This is a genomic window from Arthrobacter sp. R1-13, from assembly GCF_054161475.1.
The window spans coordinates 3,513,948-3,532,115 of the sequence record NZ_CP096420.1 but is presented as its reverse complement, the minus strand read 5'-3'; the positions used below and the strand labels follow the sequence as shown (position 1 = coordinate 3,532,115).

Genomic DNA, 18,168 nt, shown 5'->3' with positions numbered 1-18,168 from the left:
TCCCCCAATGGAAAGGGTCCGCCGCCGGCGCATCGAAACCAGCTCAGCAGCTGGGGCCTGCACGGCCCTCGCTGCTGTTCCTGCTTAGTCCCTCTTGAACTCGTCCTTCACGTTTTCGCCAACCTTCTTGGCGTCAGCAACAACCTGGTCCTTCTGGCCTTCTGCGCGAAGGCGGTCATTATCCGTGGCGTTGCCGGCTGCTTCCTTGGCCTTGCCGCCGAGGTTTTCCGCTTCGTTCTGAATCTTGTCGCCGATACCCATGGTGTTAACCACCTTTCGTTGCCGGTTGAAAAACTAAGCACAATTACCGTAACACGAAGCATACTTACTATTTCAAGTGGGGGTTTGGGTGGTTTGCCGGTCTCCTGATTGTCGCCGCCCACGGCTAGGCTCGGAGTATGGAGCACACAACCACCATCACCAAGCACATTAACGCCACCGCGGATAAGGTCTGGGTTGTAATTTCGGACATTCCGGGCTCAGCGGCCACCCTTTCGGGCGTTGATTCCGTCCAGCTCCTCACGGACGGGCCCTATGGCGAGGGGACCCGTTGGAAGGAGACGCGCACTATGATGGGCCGCTCTGAAACTGTCGAAATGTGGGTGTCCCAGGCTGACCCGCCCCGCAGTACCACCGTGAAAGCCCTGCAGGGCGGAGCCGACTACACCTCGCGTTTTACGCTTGCCGAGCGCGACGGCGGAACGGACCTGACGCTCACGTTCGGGGCCGAGATGCGCGAGCCCAGTGCGTTCAGCAAGGCCATGATGGCCATTTTCGGAAAGATCGGAATGACCTTTACGCGCAGGGCGCTGGCGAAGGACCTCTCTGAAATCGCGGCCAAAGCAGAGTCGCTGTAGTGGCTGCCGGTTCCGCTGTGAACTCGGCCAAAGTTGGAAGTCCCAGGCTGTCACCCGTCCGCTTGACGGAACTTCGGGAGGATCCTGCTCCGGACTTCCGCCGGGGTGAGAGGTACGACGGCGCCCGGTACAGCCGGGCGGCAGCCGACGGCCTCGAACTCAACGGAACTGATTTTGCCGAGTGCGAGTTCGTCAGTGTCTCCTTCAACGAGGCCCAGTTGCGGGGCGCTTCCTTCAAGGACTGCGTGCTGAGTGAGGTCTATGCTCCGGTGTTTGCCGCGGCGCGGACCACGTGGCGCGACGTCGAGATCTCGAGCCCGCGCTGGGGATCGGCGGAAGTCTACGAGAGCGGCTGGCAATCCGTGAGGATCGACGGCGGCAAACTCGACTACCTGAACCTGCGAGGTTCCAAACTCAACGATGTCCAGATCAGCGACTGCATCATCAATGAACTGGATCTGGGCTCTGTGACAGCCAACCGCGTCGCTCTGAGGAACTGCACCATCGGCACCCTTGATTTCAGCGGCGCCAAGCTGAAGGACTTCGACCTGCGCACTACGGATTTTCGGACTATCAACGGACTCGAAAGCCTGGCGGGTGTGGTCATTGATGATTACCAGCTCAGTCTCCTCGCCCCGTTGCTGGCCGCGCATCTGGGGGTCCGCGTCCTGTAGCCGAAGGGCTGTTGGTTGACCCCTTGATTCCGCCGTGTAATCTTTATAGAACGAACGGTCGGTAAATATTGCTGGTCGCCGGGCCTGCGTCTTGCCCGTGGAGCTGTTTGCCGTTCTGATGACAGTGCTGTTAATCGTGTGAAGGATGAACCAATGGCCCAAGCAGGAGCAGGACCCCAAGCATTTCTGGTGGGCGGTGTCCGAACCCCCGTCGGGCGTTACGGCGGCGCCTTGGCAGCTGTCCGCCCCGATGATCTGGCCGCCCTGGTGGTCCGGGAGGCCGTGTCGCGGTCAGGGCTGGATCCGGATTCCATCGAGGAAGTGATCCTCGGAAATGCCAACGGGGCAGGCGAGGAAAACCGCAACGTGGCCCGCATGGCTACTCTGCTGGCCGGACTGCCGGTGCACATCCCGGGAATTACAGTGAACCGGCTCTGCGCGTCAGGGCTGAGTGCCATTTTGATGGCGAGCCACATGATCAAGGCAGGAGCGGCGGACATCGTGGTTGCGGGCGGGGTGGAGTCAATGACCCGCGCGCCCTGGGTGCAGGAAAAGCCGCAGGCCGCGTTCGCCAAGCCTGGAGCCATCTTCGACACGTCCATTGGCTGGCGCTTCGCCAATCCGCACTTCAGTAAGGGGGAGTTGTCCCGGGACGGAAAGATGACATTCTCCATGCCGGAAACAGCAGAGGAAGTCGGCCGGGTGGATGGAATTTCCCGCGAAGATGCCGACTCCTTTGCGGTCCGCTCCCATGAGAGATCCCTCGCGGCCATCGCCGCAGGCAGGTTCAAGGACGAAATCGTCCCCGTCACCGTAAAAGGCCGCAAGGGGGAAACGGTGGTTGACACTGACGAGGGTCCGCGGGAGGACACCACCCTTGAGGTCCTCGCCGGGCTTCGGCCCGTGACCACCGGTGGGTCGATTGTCACGGCGGGCAATTCGTCATCCCTGAATGATGGCGCCTCGGCCATCATCGTGGCGTCGGAGGCGGCGATCGAGCGGCTCGGTCTGACGCCCCGTGCCCGCATCGTGGACGGCGGCTCCGCCGGCTGCGAGCCCGAGATTATGGGTATCGGCCCTGTTCCGGCCACCCAGAAAGTGCTGGAGCGGAGTGGCTACACCATCGGCGACCTTGGCGCCGTCGAACTAAACGAAGCGTTCGCAACCCAATCGCTGGCCTGTATCCGGCGCCTGGGGCTTGACCCGGATATCGTCAATAACGACGGCGGCGCGATCGCTTTGGGCCACCCGCTGGGTTCCAGCGGCTCCCGTATCACCATTACTTTGCTGGGCCGGATGGAACGCGAAGATGCCCGGATGGGGCTGGCAACCATGTGTGTTGGCGTTGGCCAGGGAGCCGCCATGTTGCTGGAGCGAGTGTGATGGGATCGGATTCCAACCTGCTCAGTTCCGGGGCCTTCGCAACTCTCCTCGTTGAGGAGCGCGATGACAGGGTGGTGGTGCTGCTCAACCGTCCCGAAGTCCGTAACGCCATTGACCAGCAGATGGTGGACGAGCTCCATGTGGTTTGCACCGCACTGGAGCGGCGGCCCAAGATCCTCATCCTCGCCGGTGTGGAAGGGGTTTTCGCCTCGGGCGCGGATATTTCCCAGCTGCGGGAACGCAGGAGGGACGACGCGCTGCTGGGGATTAACTCCACCATTTTCGTGCGGATCGCCAAGTTGCCCATGCCGGTGATTGCAGCGGTGGATGGCTATTGCCTCGGGGGAGGGGCGGAGCTGGCCTATGCAGCCGACTTCAGGATCGGCACTCCCAGCGTCCGGATCGGCAACCCGGAAACGGGATTGGGGATTCTTGCTGCCGCAGGGGCCAGCTGGCGGCTGAAGGAACTGGTGGGTGAGCCCCTGGCGAAGCAGATCCTGCTCGCCGGGCTGGTGCTTCGGGCAGAGGAGGCTCTGGCTGCGCATCTCATTACCGAAATCCACGACGCCCCCGAGCTGATGGCTGCAGCACATCATCTCGCTGACAGGATTGCACAGCAGGACCCCCTGGCGGTCCGCATCACCAAGTCCGTGTTCCACGTGCCGCCGGACGCCCACCCTGCCATCGACCAGCTGGCGCAAGCGGTCCTGTTCGAATCTGAGGCCAAGTTCGACCGGATGCAGGCGTTCCTGGACAATAAATCTGCCAATCGGAAGAAGAAAAAAGCATGAGCGATTCCTCACTTCCCACTGGCCTGCCGCAGAAGCTTCCACGCAAAGTGGGCGTACTTGGTGGGGGCCGGATGGGCGCCGGAATTGCGCACGCGTTCCTGATCAACGGTGCCCACGTCACCGTCGTCGAGCGCGATGAACCGTCGGCCGCTGCCGCCCGCGAACGCGTGGAATCCGCGGCGGCGAAATCCCTACAGCGCGGCTCCACTGACGGGAATCTGGACGAAATGGCTTCACGCCTGGCCGTTTCGGTGGATTATGCCGATTTCGCGGACTGCAACCTGGTGGTCGAGGCCGTGCCTGAGGACTTCGAACTGAAGGCTGGCGCGCTGAGACTGGTTGAGCAGCAGCTGCCCGACGGAGCCTATTTGGCGTCCAACACGTCGTCGCTCTCAGTCTCGGAGCTTGCCGAGCAGCTGCAGCGGCCTGGGGACTTTGTGGGACTGCATTTCTTCAACCCTGTTCCTGCCTCGAGCCTGATTGAAGTGGTTCTCGGACGGGAGACCTCTGCCGAGCTGGCCGCTGCCGCAAAAGGGTGGACGGAGGCGCTGGGCAAGACGGCCGTCGTCGTCCGGGATGCTCCGGGTTTTGCCTCCTCGCGCCTGGGCGTTGCGATAGCGCTGGAGGCGATGCGCATGGTCGAAGAAGGGGTGGCCTCGGCCGAGGACATAGATGCCGCCATGGTGCTGGGCTATAAACACCCCACGGGACCCCTCCGGACCACAGACATCGTAGGGCTGGACGTCCGCCTGGGCATCGCCGAATACCTGCATTCCACCCTCGGGGAGCGTTTTGCTCCGCCGCAGATCCTGCGCGAGAAGGTGGCTCGCGGTGAGCTGGGGCGAAAGAGCGGTAAGGGGTTCTTCGACTGGACTGGCTAAGGGCCGGAGGGTGTTGTGTCTAGGATGGGGCGGTGAGCCGCATCGAACCCGTTATCCTGACCGGCAAGTACGTCATGCTGGAGCCCTTGAGCCACGAACACCACGACGGGCTCCAGGAAGCAGCCCGGGATGGCGAGCTGTGGAAGCTCTGGTACACCTCAGTCCCGTCTCCTGAGGACATGGCGGTTGAGATCCACCGACGCCTGGCTCTGCAGGAACAGGGTTCCATGCTTCCTTTCACCACCAGGCTGCTGGACCCTGCAACGGGCGGTCCCGGGAAGGTGATCGGGATGACCACCTACATGAACATCGATCATGAAACACCCCGGCTTGAGATTGGCTCCACCTGGAATGCGGCCTCGGCGCAGGGCTCCGGCACCAACCCCGACTCCAAGCTGCTGCTGCTTCGGCACGCCTTCGAAACCCTGGGCTGCGTCGCCATCGAGTTCTGTACCCATTGGATGAACCATCAGTCCCGCGAGGCTATCGCCCGCTTGGGTGCCAAGCAGGATGGCGTTCTCCGCAGCCACACCCGGAGCCCTGATGGAGCTCTCCGGGACACCGTGGTGTTTTCGATCCTTGACCACGAATGGCCGATGGTCCGCAACGGCCTCGAGTACCGGCTGGCGAAGCAGCGCGGCGTATAGCGCATGACGGTCTACTTCGAGTGCAGAACGCGAACCGGCATGCCGAAATCAGAGTTATTTGATCTCGCCCGCAGCATAGATGCCCACAAGCTCTCGATGGCCGGTTCCCGGGAAGAAGCGGTTGCAGGAGTGACTTCTGGCCTCATTGCGTTGGGGGAGGAAGTGACCTGGCGTGCGTGGCACTTCGGCCTGCCGCTCCGGATGACGAGCAGGATCACGGCAATGGATATGCCTGACTACTTTGTGGACGAACAGGTCAGAGGGCCCTTCCGCAGGTTCCGCCACGTGCATGAATTCACAAATGACGGGGACGGGACGGTCATGGTTGACCGGATAGAGTTCACCGCACCGTTTGGACCTCTTGGACGACTTGCAGAGAAACTGTTCCTGGCCCGCTACCTCAGAAACCTCATCGAGTCCCGGAATCAGCATCTGACGAATTGTATGTAGACGGACCGCATCGGGGCAGCATTTGCCTGCTGCCCCGACGATCCATGGCCCTAGGGCGTGAACGCTCCGGCATTGGCGATGGCCGTGTAGTACGCCACGTAGCCTGCGGCGTTTGGATGCAGATTCTCTGGATCAAAGGGATTGGTGGGATCAAAGTTGAACCAGGCGTCACCTGAACCGATGCCGTGACCGGCAAATGCTCCCGTGACGTCAACATAGGTGGCACCCTTGGCCTCGGCCACGGTCTCGATAACCGTGTTGAGCATCACGGTGAGCGAGTTGACGGCAAACGCCAAAGCAGGGTCCGAAAAGGCGGGGTCAAAGAGCAGCGGATAGCCGGTTACGTAGATGGTGGCGTTCGGCGCCTTTGCCTGGATGGCGTCGATCGTGGCGGTGAGATCGGCCACGAGAGGGCTGGACGCAGGGTCAAGGACCGCTTGCGCTAAGAGTGCTTGACGCTGGGCAAGAGCCGTAGCACAAGCAAGTTCACTCGTTGAGCAAGCAAGCACCAGGCCCGGGAGATCCAGGTTGTTCCCGCCCACAGTCAGTGTGACTACATCCGTATCCGGGGAGAGCCGTTTCAGCTGGTCCGCGACGACATCGTCGCTGCTGGCTCCCTCACACGCTGCGTTTTCGACGAGCCGCACCCATTTAGAGGCGTCCGCGAGGGCGGGATAACTGCTGGCGCTGCGCAGGCACGAGTCCAGATACGGCTCGGCCCCTTGTCCCGCCGCATAGGAATCGCCGAGGGCGACATAGGCCAGCGGCGGCGCGGGTGGCTTTGCGGCTTGAGCCGGAGCGGCGGCCAGACCGGCAAAGGCCAGTACCACGGTAGCGAGGCCGGCAGCGAAAACGGGCCGCCGACGTCGGACTTTCAGAAGTGCCATTATTTGTCCCCTTTTGTGAGTGGATGGCCGGGCCTGAAAATCCGACCTGAACCCCGTTAAATCCGGCGGTGCCAAGCGATAACGCGCCGGACAGCGCGGTCGTAGTGACACGATACGCCCGGACTCGGCCACAGACACGGGCAACCTGTACTCGAATTTCCGCTTCCCAAGGTGTCAGCCGGAACCGAGAGTGCGAGTACCCCATCGATGTGCTTAGCTGACGGAATGGATGAGACTGCGCGTCGAGCGGCAGGGAACGGGAACCAGGCTTCCGTTGTCACGTGGGAGGGCGCAGTCAACGCGTGGCGGATTTCCGGGGACGTCTACCGCATGGGCAGGCGCGAGTGGCTCACAGAGACCGGCTGGAATCAGGCGTACGACGCCGGCATCCGCACTGTTATTGACCTTCGCAACGCGGGGGAGCGGCTGCCACGGGAAACCGATCCGCTAGTCCGCCCCGAGGTGCTGGCGCGATTTCAGATTTTGCCGGCGCCGACTGAAGATCCGGAGAACGAGGAATTCCGGGCCATTTGCCGGCCGTATCTGAACGACCCGGCGGCGTACCAGGATAATGCGCGGCTTTTCCCGGACAAACTCGCAGCAGTCTTCAAGGCCGTGGCAGCAGCTCCGGGCGGTGTGGTCATCCATTGCTCTGCCGGCCGGGACCGCAGCGGAATGATCGCCGCGATGCTTCAGGATCTTGCCGGCGCCGAAGATCACGCCATTGTTTCCGGTTACCAGGCGGCAATGCGCGGGATCAACGAGCGGCACCGCACCCAAGGCGCGCCGCATGCCCACGAGCGCTACCTGGACGAAACCGCCCTTGCACCTTTGCTCGAATCCCGCGGTGAAAAGGTCCTCGAATTCGTGCGCCAGCTCAACACCCGGCAATATCTGCTCAGAAACAGGGTCACGGATCAAGAACTTTCTACAATCCTGGCCTTGCTGCGCGGTAGGGTGACGGTGTGAACTCTTGAGCCGCTCCTCCTGACGGCGGTGGCGTCAGTGTTCCTGCGAGCCATCGATCTTTGGGGGAGACCGTGAGTTACAGCGTGGTTAGGAACAGCTTGCGGCGGACTCTCGCCCTGGGCGCCGCGACGGCATTGGTCCTGGGCGCCACGTTGGGTGCCATTCCGGCCGCCGCCGAGGCGGAACCCACCTCTGACAGCTCGGGGACGACCGTGTCTACCTCCGGTGCTTCACCGGAACAACTGTCGGCAGGAATCAGCGCTGACGGCCTGCAAGAGGCCATCCTGCGCGATCTGGGGATGACTCCCGAGCAATTCGAGGCAGCCGGCGAGCAGGGCAAGCGCGCTGCCGACGTCGCTGCCACCTTGCGGGATCTCCCCGGTTTTGTCGGCATCAGCATAAAAGACGGCAAGATAGTCGTCGAAGGATCCGGACCGGAACTGCAGGCCAGGATTGCCCAACTGAATGACCAGGGACCTGAGGAGATAGTGCTCGTTGACCCGCCCTTGGCGTCAAAGCCCGCGGATCCAGAAACCTCTCCGGCAACAGACCCTCCGTCGACGCCTGAACCCTCATCGGCTCCCTCACCCGGGCCTGTCCCGGACACTGTGCCGGAGCTGACCCCGCAGGAATCTCCGGACCCAGCCCCGCAGGCTGCCCCGCAGGAGGCTGAGTCTGCCTTGATGGCTGCCAGCATCGACCAGTTGTATAAGGCGTACGTCCGGGAGGTGGGTACTTCAGGCCTGCAAGCCGTGGCGTTCAGCGACGGGCACTTTGTTATTCGCACCGGCGGCTCCAACTCGCCGGAGTCGTCCCGGCTGGCTCTGGTTCCATCTCCCGGGCAGGACCCTCCCGGTGAGAATCCTCCCGGGCAGGACCCTTCCGGTGAGGCAAAGATGTCGCCGTCGGAATTCGTGGCCAAATATGCCAACGTCAAACTCGAGGAAGGCGAACCCATCGCGCCCGAGGATGATTTCTACGGCGGGCAGGGATACTACATCGATCGCGGTACCGTCTGCTCGGCCGGCTTTTCGGCTTTCAGCCCCAGCGGCGCACCCTTGGTGCTGACTGCAGGGCATTGCGCCGACGACGGTGCTGCCCAGTTGGCGGAGGTGGCGCTCCCTGCAAGTGAACCTGCCGGCGGTGCCTCAGTCCCGCCGGAAATCACGGAGAAGCTCGGAACCTTCGGGTTCAGCCAGTTCGGAGGCCCCAACAACTCCTGGATAACCGGCAACCCCGAGAATCCGGACACTATCGGCAATATCGGCACGGACATCGCCGTCATTGAAGGTGTTCCGGCCGCCCTCAAACCGCAGCCGGCCGCCACGCAGTGGGGCGACCCTTCGGACCTCGGAGCCAGCAGCGTCAAGATCGTCGGCAGCACCCAGCCGTTCCAGGGGCAGTCTGTTTGCCGGTCCGGGCGCACTTCAGGATGGTCCTGCGGAACAGTGGACGAAGTGGGAATTTATGTCATGGGCGGGCACAGCGGTCTCGCCAACGACTTCAGGGCCATCCGTGGATTCCTCTCCTTTTCGGTGCAGTCCAGCGGCGGCGATTCAGGTGGGCCGTGGATCAGCGGCAACTATGCCGTGGGTACCCATACTGCCGGCGATTCTCCCGGCTCGGCACAGAACTTCGCTGTTGCCACAACTCTCAATGACGCCATGACCCGCCTCCCCGGCGTGCAGCTGGAGGTCTTCCTGAACAAGCCGGTACTTACCAACCCGGCCGACGGCGGCCCCGTCGCAGGGGGCGGAACCATCACTGGCCGGGTCGATGCCGCACCGGCAGCATCCCTCGCCGCCAACTCCAAGGTGCGGATTTCGGTGCCCGGGCAGGACCCCTTCGAGGTGCCGGTCAGCCGTGACGGCACCTGGCGGTTCACCGCACCTGCGATCCTCGGCGAGCTCAGCTTCACGGCCGAGACCGTCAATGGCTTCAGCAGCTCAGGCGCGGCGTCCCTGAGCGTCATCGTTGAGTCAGGGACGCTGCCTGCTCCGATGATTGACGGGCCCTCAGAAAATGCTGTACTCACCTCGATTGATGAAATCCGGGGGAGCGGCACTCCGGGTGCCAGCGTGGAACTCTCAGGAGCGGTTGTTGGCTCGGCCCTTGTTTCCTGGAGCGGGCAATGGGTTTTCCCGGTGGAGGGCGAACTCGGCTTTGGCACTGCCGCGGTGACCGCAGTCCAGACAGCAACCGGGATGCAGGACAGCCCGCCCGCGACCCGGAACTTCAGCCTGGTACCGCCCACGCCGTCAGTGACCAACGTTCAGGACGGCCAGCGTTTCGCCTGGGATGCCGTTCCTACGGAACTCACCGGGACAGGCCTCGACGGCGCGCTTGTCACTGTCGAGTTCGACGGCGTCAAGCTGGAAAGCGTCGTGGCAGACAAACCTACCGTGCATGCCCAGGACGCGGACGCCCTGGCTGTCGAAGCGAGCGGGGTGTGGAGCGTCTCCCTGCCTGCAGACGTCGCTGCAGGCGCGCACACCTTGGCGGTTACGCAATCCATGGAAGGCGTAGCGTCGGCCGAGGCCGTCCTCACGTTCATCGTGGATCCGAAGCCCTCGGTTACTGCGGTACTTCCCGCAAGAGGTGGCGATACCGCAGGTGCCGGTAGCGCCGGACGCAACCTCCCGACGTCGTACGGCTGGCTTGCGCTCACCGGCGCCGACGGTATCTGGCTTGTCACCGGCATCGGAGGGAGCGTTCTGCTCGTGGGTTCGATTGCGTTGTTTGCCGCCCGGCACCGCCGCGCTCGCCGCTAAGGAAATCAGTCTTCGGCCGAGGCCTTGCGGTCCAGCAGCAGGTTGGTGATCCGGAGGGTGCACAGCCGCTGACCGCCCTCGTTGGTGATGATTACCTCGTGAGCGGTGAGGGTCCTGCCGAGCTGGAGCGGTGTAGCGGTGATGGTGATGAGGCCTTCGCGGGCTGAGCGGTGATGGGTCGCGGACACGTCCACACCCACGGCAGTTTTGCCCATCGTGCTGGCGTGAATTACCGCAGCCCAGGACCCGACAGCCTCTCCGACGGCCAGGGATGCCCCGCCGTGCAGGAGCCCGAATGACTGGCGGTTCCCCTCCACGGGCATGGTGGCCACCACCCGTTCCACAGACTCCTCGAGGATCCTGACCCCCATCTTCTCGTCGAGTTCGCCGAGGGTGATTTTCCAGAGCCCGCCGTTTTCCGCCCCGCCATGTTCATCTGGGCTTGCGCCGGAAGATTCATCCTCGGCGTCGTCCTCCGGAATGCCGGGTTCGGGAATCATTCATCTCTCCTCTGAAGCGGTGCGCCCTGTATCGGGTTTACCTGGTGTATCCAGTGTGCGGGCTCTAGTGTGCGGCACGGCACATTCATGTACTCTAGTCATATTACCGAACGGACGGTCAGTAATGCTGGCTGTATGATCTTGCCCCGCGTTGGAAGGACCCGTCAACGATGACCACCATTACAAGCTCCTTTGGAGACACCCAGCCCACGGTAGACGCAGTAGAAACCGTTCCCAGCTACGTGCAGGAATCCTGGTGGACGCCCGACGCCACCGCCGCCGAATCCGCGGTCCCGGTCCTGGATGCCAGCACGGGGGAGCTCCTTGCGAAGGTGAGCACTGAGGGACTGGACCTGGCCGCCGTCGTGGATTACGGACGTACCACCGGGCAGGAGGAGCTGGGCAAGCTGACGTTCCACCAGCGCGCGCTGAAGCTCAAAGAGCTGGCACAGTACCTCAATGAGCGCCGCGATCAGTTCTACGCGTTCTCCTCGCAGACGGGCGCCACCCGGATTGATTCGATGGTGGATATCGACGGCGGAATCGGCGTCCTCTTCACTTTCGGCTCAAAGGGGCGGCGGGAACTTCCCAACGCCCAGGTGGTGGTGGACGGCCCCATGGAGGTCTTGTCGAAGGACGGATCGTTTGCCGGCGAACACATCTACACGCGCATCCCCGGCGTCGCAGTCCAAATCAACGCCTTCAACTTTCCCGTTTGGGGGATGCTGGAGAAGCTTGCCCCCGCCTTCCTTGCCGGGGTGCCCACCATCGTGAAGCCGGCCACGCCCACAGGGTATGTTGCTGCCGTCGTGGTCAAGGCAATCGTGCAGTCCAACATCCTTCCCAAGGGTGCCTTGCAGCTTATTTCAGGTTCCGCCCGCGACCTTCTGGACCATTTGGACTACCGGGACCTGGTGTCATTTACGGGGTCTGCGTCCACGGCCGTCAAGCTCAAGTCCCACGTCAACATAGGCGAAGGCGGAGTTCGTTTCACCTGCGAGACGGACTCCCTCAATGCGGCCATTCTGGGGCCCGACGCTGTCCGTGGCACCCCTGAATTCGACGCCTTCATCAAATCCCTGGTTGCAGAGATGACCACCAAAGCCGGGCAAAAGTGCACCGCGATCCGGCGGGCCCTTGTGCCCGGGGAACTGGTGTCCGACGTCGTCGATGCGGTGGGCGAACGTGTCCGGGAGCGCGTGGTCCTGGGTGATCCCCGGGCTGAGGGCGTCACCATGGGCGCCCTTGCCTCGTTGGAACAGCTCGCGGACGTTCGTGCGGCCGTTCAGTCAATGCTCGACGCCGGCGGCGAACTAGCGTACGGCACGCTCGATTCGCCGAAGGTCACCAACAGGGACGGGGGAGTGGGCGTCGTCGAGGACGGTGCCTTTATGTCGCCCGTGCTGCTGAGCTGGGCGGATGCAGAGGCGGAGGAGGTCCATTCCCTTGAAGCGTTCGGGCCCGTATCCTCCGTGATCGGCTACTCGGATATTGACGACGCCGTCCGGCTCGCCGCGCGTGGTGGCGGGTCCCTCGTCGCTTCTGTCTGCACCAACGATCCCGAGGTTGCCCGGCAACTCGTCACCGGAATTGCAGCCCATCACGGCCGCGTGCTCATGCTCAACCGTGAGGACGCACGCAGCTCCACCGGCCATGGCTCACCGCTCCCGCACCTAGTCCATGGTGGTCCGGGTCGTGCGGGTGGCGGCGAGGAGCTGGGTGGGATCCGCTCCGTCCTGCATCACATGCAGCGGACAGCCATCCAGGGTTCACCGAACATGCTCACCGCGGTCACGGGTGTTTGGCATGCCGGCGCCGACCGGAACTTCACCCTGGAAACGGAGCAGACACACCCGTTCCGGAAGTCGCTGGAAACCCTGCGGATCGGGGACGCAGTCCGTTCCGAGCTGCGCCAGGTCACTTTGGAGGACATCACGGCGTTCGCCAACTCGACCGGGGATACCTTCTACGCGCACACCAACCAGGAAGCGGCGGAAGCCAACCCGTTCTTCCCCGGCATCGTGGCCCACGGGTACCTGCTGCTGAGCTGGGCTGCCGGGTTGTTTGTTGAACCTGCTCCCGGCCCCGTCCTTGCCAACTATGGACTCGAAAACCTGCGCTTCATCACACCCGTGGCCGCAGGGGACTCCATCCGTGTGACGCTCACGGCGAAGAAGATCACGCCCCGCGAAACCGACGAGTACGGCGAGGTTGCGTGGGATGCCCTCCTGACCAACCAGAACGATGAAATCGTGGCAACCTACGACGTCCTGACCCTCGTGGAGAAGTAACCCTCCTCCACGTTTCGCGGGTTTTTTGGGGACGCTCCCTCACGTTTCGCGGGTTTTTTGGGGACGCTCCCTCACGTTTCGCGGGTTCACACTTGGGTGCTGCTGTGCTCAGCTGCTGTGTCCGGCGGTTCAGCGGCTGGAGTTCGTTTTCCTCCGCCCAAGGTATAGAGCCGTCGCAGCGAGCAGCAGAGCAGCACCACCAGCAAGAGATTCAGGATTGTAAGGACCAGGGCAGCCAAGGGGTCGTTTTGGCTGAGGGGCTGAAAGAGTACGGGGAAGACAAAAAAGGTGGTGACGGCGATAAGTGTCAGCAAAGCGGCCGGAACACGCCACTCTTTCCAGTTGTGGGCCAGTCCCACTGCCACTGCTGGGCCCAGCCACAGGATGAATTGAGGGGACCCCACCTTGTTGAAAACGACGAATGCCGTCGCTATGGCAAGCGATCCTACGAGCAAAAGTTCACTCCGATCCGGGACCTCTGCGCCTTTGCCGTTGCGGAGCGCCCAAAAAATCGACGCAGCAACCAAGAGAGCGACAAGAATCAACAATGGTTGCATCAGGACGGCCATGAGCTCGGTCCCTGGTCCATCCACCTGCATGGAGCCGATCCCAACGTTCAAATAAGTTCTGGAGCCATCGACGCCGAAAACTGCAAGCGATAACCAAGGAGTGCTGAAGGTGGCCTCGAGTTGCATGCCCCGGCCGCCTTGAAGCGTCAGAAAATCCATCAGCCTTGGGAGCCAGCCCATAAAGCCTGCAAGTCCCACCGCTATCCCTGTTACGAAGATTCCGGCAGTCAGGAGCCGGACCCGACCCCTGGTCACGGCAAACAACGAAAGCAGTATTGCCGCCGGCCATACCTTGATCCACGTCCCAACACTGAGAAGTACGGCGGTGATGAAAGGTGCAGACACTCCAAAAGCCAACGCAACCAGAACGATGGGAGCTGTGACGCCATCCACCCGCGAGAATCCCAAGAAGCCCAAAATGACGGTGAAAAGCAGCCACCACCAGGCTGCCCTGATCGATTTCTGCTGACGGCCCCAACTGGTCAACTTGGCTAAGGCGAGGCCATTGAGAACAGCGATCATCAAGACCCAACCGGAGAAGAACAGCTGGGATCCTGCGATGCCAGCGATTGCCATCGGCACCACTGCAAGGATCGGGTAAACGGAGGCGCTCGGCCCGCCGGTGGGATTCTCGCTGCTGAAGCCACCAGCCATCCATTCGCGGTAAATGGCAGTGTCGCCAAGTGCTGCACCACGCAGCGAGAACGCGAGTGAGAAAACCAGGAAGACGATGTGGATAATCAGGTACCCGAACAGCAGACCGCGGGGGGAGTTCAACGCCCGTTCGAAACGCAGCGGGACGATCAGGGACCGGAACCATGACAGTCTGCTAAAAAAGGCGTCAGTAGAAATGATTCGGTCCTGTCACTTGGTGGCGAGCACAGTGGCTAGTTTCTCACGAACGATATTTTCCAAGGTTCTCAACCGCGCTGAAGGGTAAAATTTTCAGCGTAGGAGGTAGCGAAATGATGACGCTAGGACTAAGCACAGCCACTACTGTCCTGCCAGTCGATGATGTAGAGCGTGCCCGCCGTTTCTATGCAGAGGCGCTGGGACTCCCGCACCGTGGAGTGGCAGACGACGGAAGCGAATTGTTCGGTATGGATGGCGGGCACATGCTGCAATTGAAGCCAGTCAAGGACGGCAAGCACTCGGAGCACACAACCTTGAGTTTCGAGGTACGGAACATCGAGGAGGCTGTCCAGGAATTGGAGCGGAAGGGCATCCGTTTCCAAGACTATGATGAGCCTGATCTCAAAACGGAGAACCACATTTGTTCAACCGAATCCGAGAAGTGCGCGTGGTTTATGGACACAGAGAACAACATCCTCTGCCTCCATGAGACCTTGGGGCAACAGGCCGAATACCAGCTGTGAAACCAAACGTTGAAGGCGTCACGCATAGAGCGGGGCGTCTTCAGCATTTTTGTTCGTAAGTCGATCCCACGCTGCGATGCGGGTGTTGCATCCAGCGTGTGAGGATGAAGCTATGAACAACGTCCTTCTGGCCGGGCAACTCATCTGTAGTGACAAAGATGACGTTGCGATCGTGGTGCAGCACCTTCCCCTTCATGTAGAGCTGACGCGTGCTGAGGAAGGGTGCATTTCATTCGAGGTGAAGCGTACCCCGGGATCATTGGAATGGCAGGTCGAGGAGAGGTTTCGAGACGGGGATGCATTTCGAGCACATCAGGAACGAGTCAGAGATAGCGAGTGGGGCCGGGTGACTGCCGGCATGGAGCGGAGATACACGGTCGAAGGCATGTAGCCGCGGAATCCGTGACTGGTGCAACAGCAACGGAGCAGAACGCCGTGTGCTGTTGCCGCCGTCTTGTCGGCTCTCAGAACTTGGCCCTGTTCGTCCGCGTAGGGTGTGATTTAGCGCTATGAAACCCGCCATTTCTGGGCACCTGTTTGCCGCCGGGGCCTCTTTATATTCAACATTGCCGCTGTTACCGTGGACACACCAACAACGCAGGAGGAGTCATGAACCATTCCCCTGAACGGGATCAACTGCCGCTTCCGGACTACGATCACATCCCCCTTGGCACGCTTCCTTCCCGGATCCACGCCTTGGATGCAGCAGGCATCGAAGCCATTCTGGACTATGAACGGCACCACGGGGACAGGCTCCCCGTGATCCAGGTCCTGGAGAGCAGGCTGCACGCTCTGCAGGAAGGTGCTGAACCCAGCGGGTCGCTGCCGCGGGAGATGCCGGAGATGTCCCAAAATCAGGGGGGCTCATCCGTTTCTCCCGCCACGTCCGGGCCACCCGTCAACCCACCTTCTCAGGGCGTACCTACCAACCCGTCCCAGCCACGCTGATCGGGGCTTCACGGATGTGAGCGAGCGTTCGGGAAAAGCCCGCGAGACGTGAGCGAGCGTTCGGGAAAAGCCCGCGAGACGTGAGCGAGCGTTGGGGAAAAGCCGGCGAGACGTGAGCGAGCGTTCGGGAAAAGCCGGCGAGACGTGAGCGAGCGTTCGGCTAGGGGGTGGCGTGGAGCCCGCGGAAGGCCATGGTGATGACGTCGTCGGCGAGCTTTTCGGGGGACAGGGAACCGCCCGGTTTGTACCATTCCACGATGGAGTTGATGGTTCCGAACAGAAGCCTCGTTACCGTGCGGGGGTCGATGTCCTTGCGCATTGAGCCCTCGTCCTGGGCTGACGAGATCAAACCGGCAACGATGTGGTCGAAGGCGCGACGACGTTCCATGGCGTTCCGTTCGATCTCCGTATTGCCCCTTAACCGCAGGAGCAGGGTCACGAACGGCAGGCGGTCCACCAGCACGGAGATGGTCTGGCGCAGCACGAATTCCAGCCGTGCCTCCGCTGAACCTTCCTTGGCTTCCGGCTCGTCCAGGATGGCCTCCAACCCACCCAGGGCGTGTTCCAGAGCCAGCTTAAGCAGATCGCCCTTGGATGGGACGTGGTGGTAGATCGCCGACTTGGAGATGCCCAGGTTCTCGGCCAGGATCCCCATCGACGTGGCGTCGTAACCGTGCTTGTTGAAAACGTCGACGGCGATCAGCAGCACCGACTGCTGGTCGTAACCGGGCCGGCCGCGCTTCGTGGGTGCTGCTGTACTGGACATGTTGGCTAGTTTCTCATGAACGGTCGGTTGGTGCCGCTTAGCTGGACTGCCCCTTCCGGCGCAGATCGTAGATCCTCCGCAGCTTCCCGCTGGAGCGCTCCAGCGTTCCGGGCTCCACCACAGCAACCTCGCATGAAGAACCCACGTGGATCTTGATCTGCTCCCGCAAGGCCCGTGCCGCCGTCGAACTCTGCTCCGGGGTTACTGATTCCCGCCGCTCGATCTTGACCGTCATCTGGTCCATGCGCTGGCCTTCAGGGCGGGTGAGTTCCAGCTGGAAGTGAGGGCTCAGCTCAGGGATCCGGAGCGCGATCTCCTCGATCTGGGACGGGAACAGGTTGACGCCCCTGAGGATGATCATGTCGTCACTGCGGCCTGTGATGCGGCCCATCCTGCGGTGCGCGGGGCGGGCGGTGCCGGGCAGGAGCCGGGTGAGGTCCTTGGTGCGGTAACGGATGATGGGCAGTGCTTCCTTCGTGAGGGACGTGAAAACAAGTTCGCCGTGCTCGCCGTCGCCCAGCACCGCGTCCACGCCAACGACTGGGTTGAACGCGTCGATGATCTCAGGCCGGAAGTGGTCCTCCCAGATGTGGCTGCCGTCCTGAGTTTCCACGGCTTCCCCGGCCACTCCCGGGCCCATGACTTCCGAGAGCCCGTAAATGTCGCAGGCCTTAATGTTCATGGTGGCTTCAAGCTCGTGCCGCATCTCCTCGGTCCATGGCTCCGCTCCCAGCACGGCGTACTGCAAGGACGTCGAGGCGGGGTCAATCCCGGCGTGCACCATGGCGTCGGCGATGGTCAGCAGGTACGTAGGCGTGCAGAGAATGGCGTCCGGCTTGAAGTCCTGGATGAGCTGAATCTGGCGCTCGGTCTGCCCGCCGGACATCGGGATGACGGTACAGCCGAGGACTTCAGCTCCGGCGTGTGCGCCCAGGCCGCCGGTGAAGAGCCCGTAGCCGTAGGCGTTGTGGACCTTCATTCCGGGGCGGATGCCTGAAGCGCGGAGGCAGCGGGCCACCAGCTTGGCCCAGTCGGCGAGGTCCTGTTTGGTGTAGCCGACCACCGTGGGGCGGCCGGTGGTTCCCGAACTGGCGTGGACGCGGGCCACCTCGTTTTGCGGCACGGCGAACATGCCGAAGGGGTACTCCTGCCGGAGGTCTTCCTTGGTGGTGAAGGGGAAGTTTCCCAGGTCGGCCAAATCCGCCAAGTCGCTGGGGTGGACGCCGGCCTCATCGAATTTGCGCTTGTACAGCGGCACCCGCTCATAGGCGTAGGCCACCGTGTCCTGGAGGCGCTTGAGCTGGAGGGCCTCCAGCTCGTCCCGGGACATGGTTTCTTCGCGGTCCAGGACGGCATCGCTGGAAGCTGATGCGGACTCGGTGGCGTGCAGGGTCATGATGGTTCTCTG

At 62.3% G+C, this 18,168-nt stretch carries 19 protein-coding genes; 13 read left to right on the top strand and 6 right to left on the bottom strand.

Annotated elements, in window-relative coordinates:
- Positions 1-84: 84 nt before the first annotated feature.
- Complete coding sequence (locus M1D88_RS16360) at positions 85-261, bottom strand: CsbD family protein (protein ID WP_309108095.1); 177 nt, start codon at positions 259-261, stop codon at positions 85-87.
- Between the two features lie 137 nt (positions 262-398).
- Here M1D88_RS16360 and M1D88_RS16355 point away from each other — a divergent pair, with 137 nt between their 5' ends.
- From M1D88_RS16355 to M1D88_RS16325, 7 genes are all read left to right on the top strand, one after another.
- Entirely contained in the window at positions 399-857 is a 459-nt protein-coding gene (locus M1D88_RS16355; protein ID WP_458111798.1) for an SRPBCC family protein, read from the top strand.
- A gap of 17 nt (positions 858-874) precedes the next feature.
- Positions 875-1,531, top strand: a complete 657-nt coding sequence (locus tag M1D88_RS16350) for a pentapeptide repeat-containing protein (protein ID WP_458114554.1) — start codon at positions 875-877, stop codon at positions 1,529-1,531.
- A 153-nt stretch (positions 1,532-1,684) separates the two neighbouring features.
- Entirely contained in the window at positions 1,685-2,914 is a 1,230-nt protein-coding gene (locus tag M1D88_RS16345; protein WP_458111797.1) for a thiolase family protein, read from the top strand.
- Positions 2,914-3,705, top strand: coding sequence for an enoyl-CoA hydratase/isomerase family protein (locus M1D88_RS16340; protein ID WP_458111796.1), 792 nt, complete (start codon positions 2,914-2,916; stop codon positions 3,703-3,705). The genes M1D88_RS16345 and M1D88_RS16340 overlap by 1 nt, the downstream gene beginning before the upstream one ends.
- On the top strand, positions 3,702-4,586 hold the full coding sequence (locus M1D88_RS16335) for a 3-hydroxyacyl-CoA dehydrogenase family protein (protein WP_458111795.1): 885 nt from the start codon (positions 3,702-3,704) through the stop codon (positions 4,584-4,586). Before M1D88_RS16340 ends, M1D88_RS16335 begins: the two co-directional genes overlap by 4 nt.
- Before the next feature lie 32 nt (positions 4,587-4,618).
- Positions 4,619-5,233: a GNAT family N-acetyltransferase gene (locus M1D88_RS16330; RefSeq protein WP_458111794.1), complete on the top strand. Its 615-nt coding sequence runs from the start codon at positions 4,619-4,621 to the stop codon at positions 5,231-5,233.
- A gap of 39 nt (positions 5,234-5,272) precedes the next feature.
- Positions 5,273-5,683 carry an SRPBCC family protein gene (locus M1D88_RS16325; protein ID WP_458111793.1) on the top strand — a complete coding sequence of 137 codons (411 nt, stop codon included), beginning with the start codon at positions 5,273-5,275 and terminating at the stop codon, positions 5,681-5,683.
- A gap of 50 nt (positions 5,684-5,733) precedes the next feature.
- Here M1D88_RS16325 and M1D88_RS16320 read toward each other — a convergent pair whose 3' ends face one another.
- Positions 5,734-6,570, bottom strand: a complete 837-nt coding sequence (locus M1D88_RS16320) for an SGNH/GDSL hydrolase family protein (protein ID WP_458111792.1) — start codon at positions 6,568-6,570, stop codon at positions 5,734-5,736.
- Between the two features lie 225 nt (positions 6,571-6,795).
- Between M1D88_RS16320 and M1D88_RS16315 the strand changes: the two genes are divergently transcribed.
- The gene (locus M1D88_RS16315) at positions 6,796-7,539 is read left to right on the top strand and encodes a tyrosine-protein phosphatase (RefSeq protein WP_458111791.1); all 744 of its coding nucleotides are present in this window, start codon (positions 6,796-6,798) and stop codon (positions 7,537-7,539) included.
- 71 nt (positions 7,540-7,610) lie between these two features.
- Complete coding sequence (locus tag M1D88_RS16310) at positions 7,611-10,310, top strand: hypothetical protein (RefSeq protein WP_458111790.1); 2,700 nt, start codon at positions 7,611-7,613, stop codon at positions 10,308-10,310.
- A 5-nt stretch (positions 10,311-10,315) separates the two neighbouring features.
- Here the strand turns inward: M1D88_RS16310 and M1D88_RS16305 are convergent, their stop codons facing one another.
- Complete coding sequence (locus tag M1D88_RS16305) at positions 10,316-10,681, bottom strand: PaaI family thioesterase (RefSeq protein WP_458114553.1); 366 nt, start codon at positions 10,679-10,681, stop codon at positions 10,316-10,318.
- A gap of 299 nt (positions 10,682-10,980) precedes the next feature.
- Between M1D88_RS16305 and paaZ the strand changes: the two genes are divergently transcribed.
- Positions 10,981-13,101, top strand: coding sequence for a phenylacetic acid degradation bifunctional protein PaaZ (gene paaZ, locus M1D88_RS16300; protein WP_458111789.1), 2,121 nt, complete (start codon positions 10,981-10,983; stop codon positions 13,099-13,101).
- An 86-nt stretch (positions 13,102-13,187) separates the two neighbouring features.
- Here paaZ and M1D88_RS16295 read toward each other — a convergent pair whose 3' ends face one another.
- The gene (locus tag M1D88_RS16295) at positions 13,188-14,447 is read right to left on the bottom strand and encodes a glycosyltransferase 87 family protein (RefSeq protein WP_458111788.1); all 1,260 of its coding nucleotides are present in this window, start codon (positions 14,445-14,447) and stop codon (positions 13,188-13,190) included.
- Positions 14,448-14,638: 191 nt separating this feature from the next.
- Between M1D88_RS16295 and M1D88_RS16290 the strand changes: the two genes are divergently transcribed.
- The 3 genes from M1D88_RS16290 (at position 14,639) to M1D88_RS16280 (ending at position 15,994) form a co-directional block, all read left to right on the top strand.
- The gene (locus M1D88_RS16290; protein ID WP_458114552.1) at positions 14,639-15,046 is read left to right on the top strand and encodes a VOC family protein; all 408 of its coding nucleotides are present in this window, start codon (positions 14,639-14,641) and stop codon (positions 15,044-15,046) included.
- Between the two features lie 112 nt (positions 15,047-15,158).
- Positions 15,159-15,437 (top strand): putative quinol monooxygenase, encoded by a 279-nt coding sequence (locus tag M1D88_RS16285; RefSeq protein WP_458111787.1) that lies wholly within the window; start codon positions 15,159-15,161, stop codon positions 15,435-15,437.
- A 218-nt stretch (positions 15,438-15,655) separates the two neighbouring features.
- Positions 15,656-15,994 (top strand): hypothetical protein, encoded by a 339-nt coding sequence (locus M1D88_RS16280; protein WP_458111786.1) that lies wholly within the window; start codon positions 15,656-15,658, stop codon positions 15,992-15,994.
- 160 nt (positions 15,995-16,154) lie between these two features.
- Here the strand turns inward: M1D88_RS16280 and M1D88_RS16275 are convergent, their stop codons facing one another.
- Together M1D88_RS16275 and paaK are read right to left on the bottom strand one after the other, a co-directional pair.
- On the bottom strand, positions 16,155-16,760 hold the full coding sequence (locus M1D88_RS16275) for a TetR/AcrR family transcriptional regulator (protein WP_458111785.1): 606 nt from the start codon (positions 16,758-16,760) through the stop codon (positions 16,155-16,157).
- A gap of 37 nt (positions 16,761-16,797) precedes the next feature.
- A complete protein-coding gene (gene paaK, locus M1D88_RS16270) occupies positions 16,798-18,156 on the bottom strand; it encodes a phenylacetate--CoA ligase PaaK (RefSeq protein WP_458111784.1) in 1,359 nt (452 codons plus the stop codon).
- Positions 18,157-18,168: the final 12 nt, after the last annotated feature.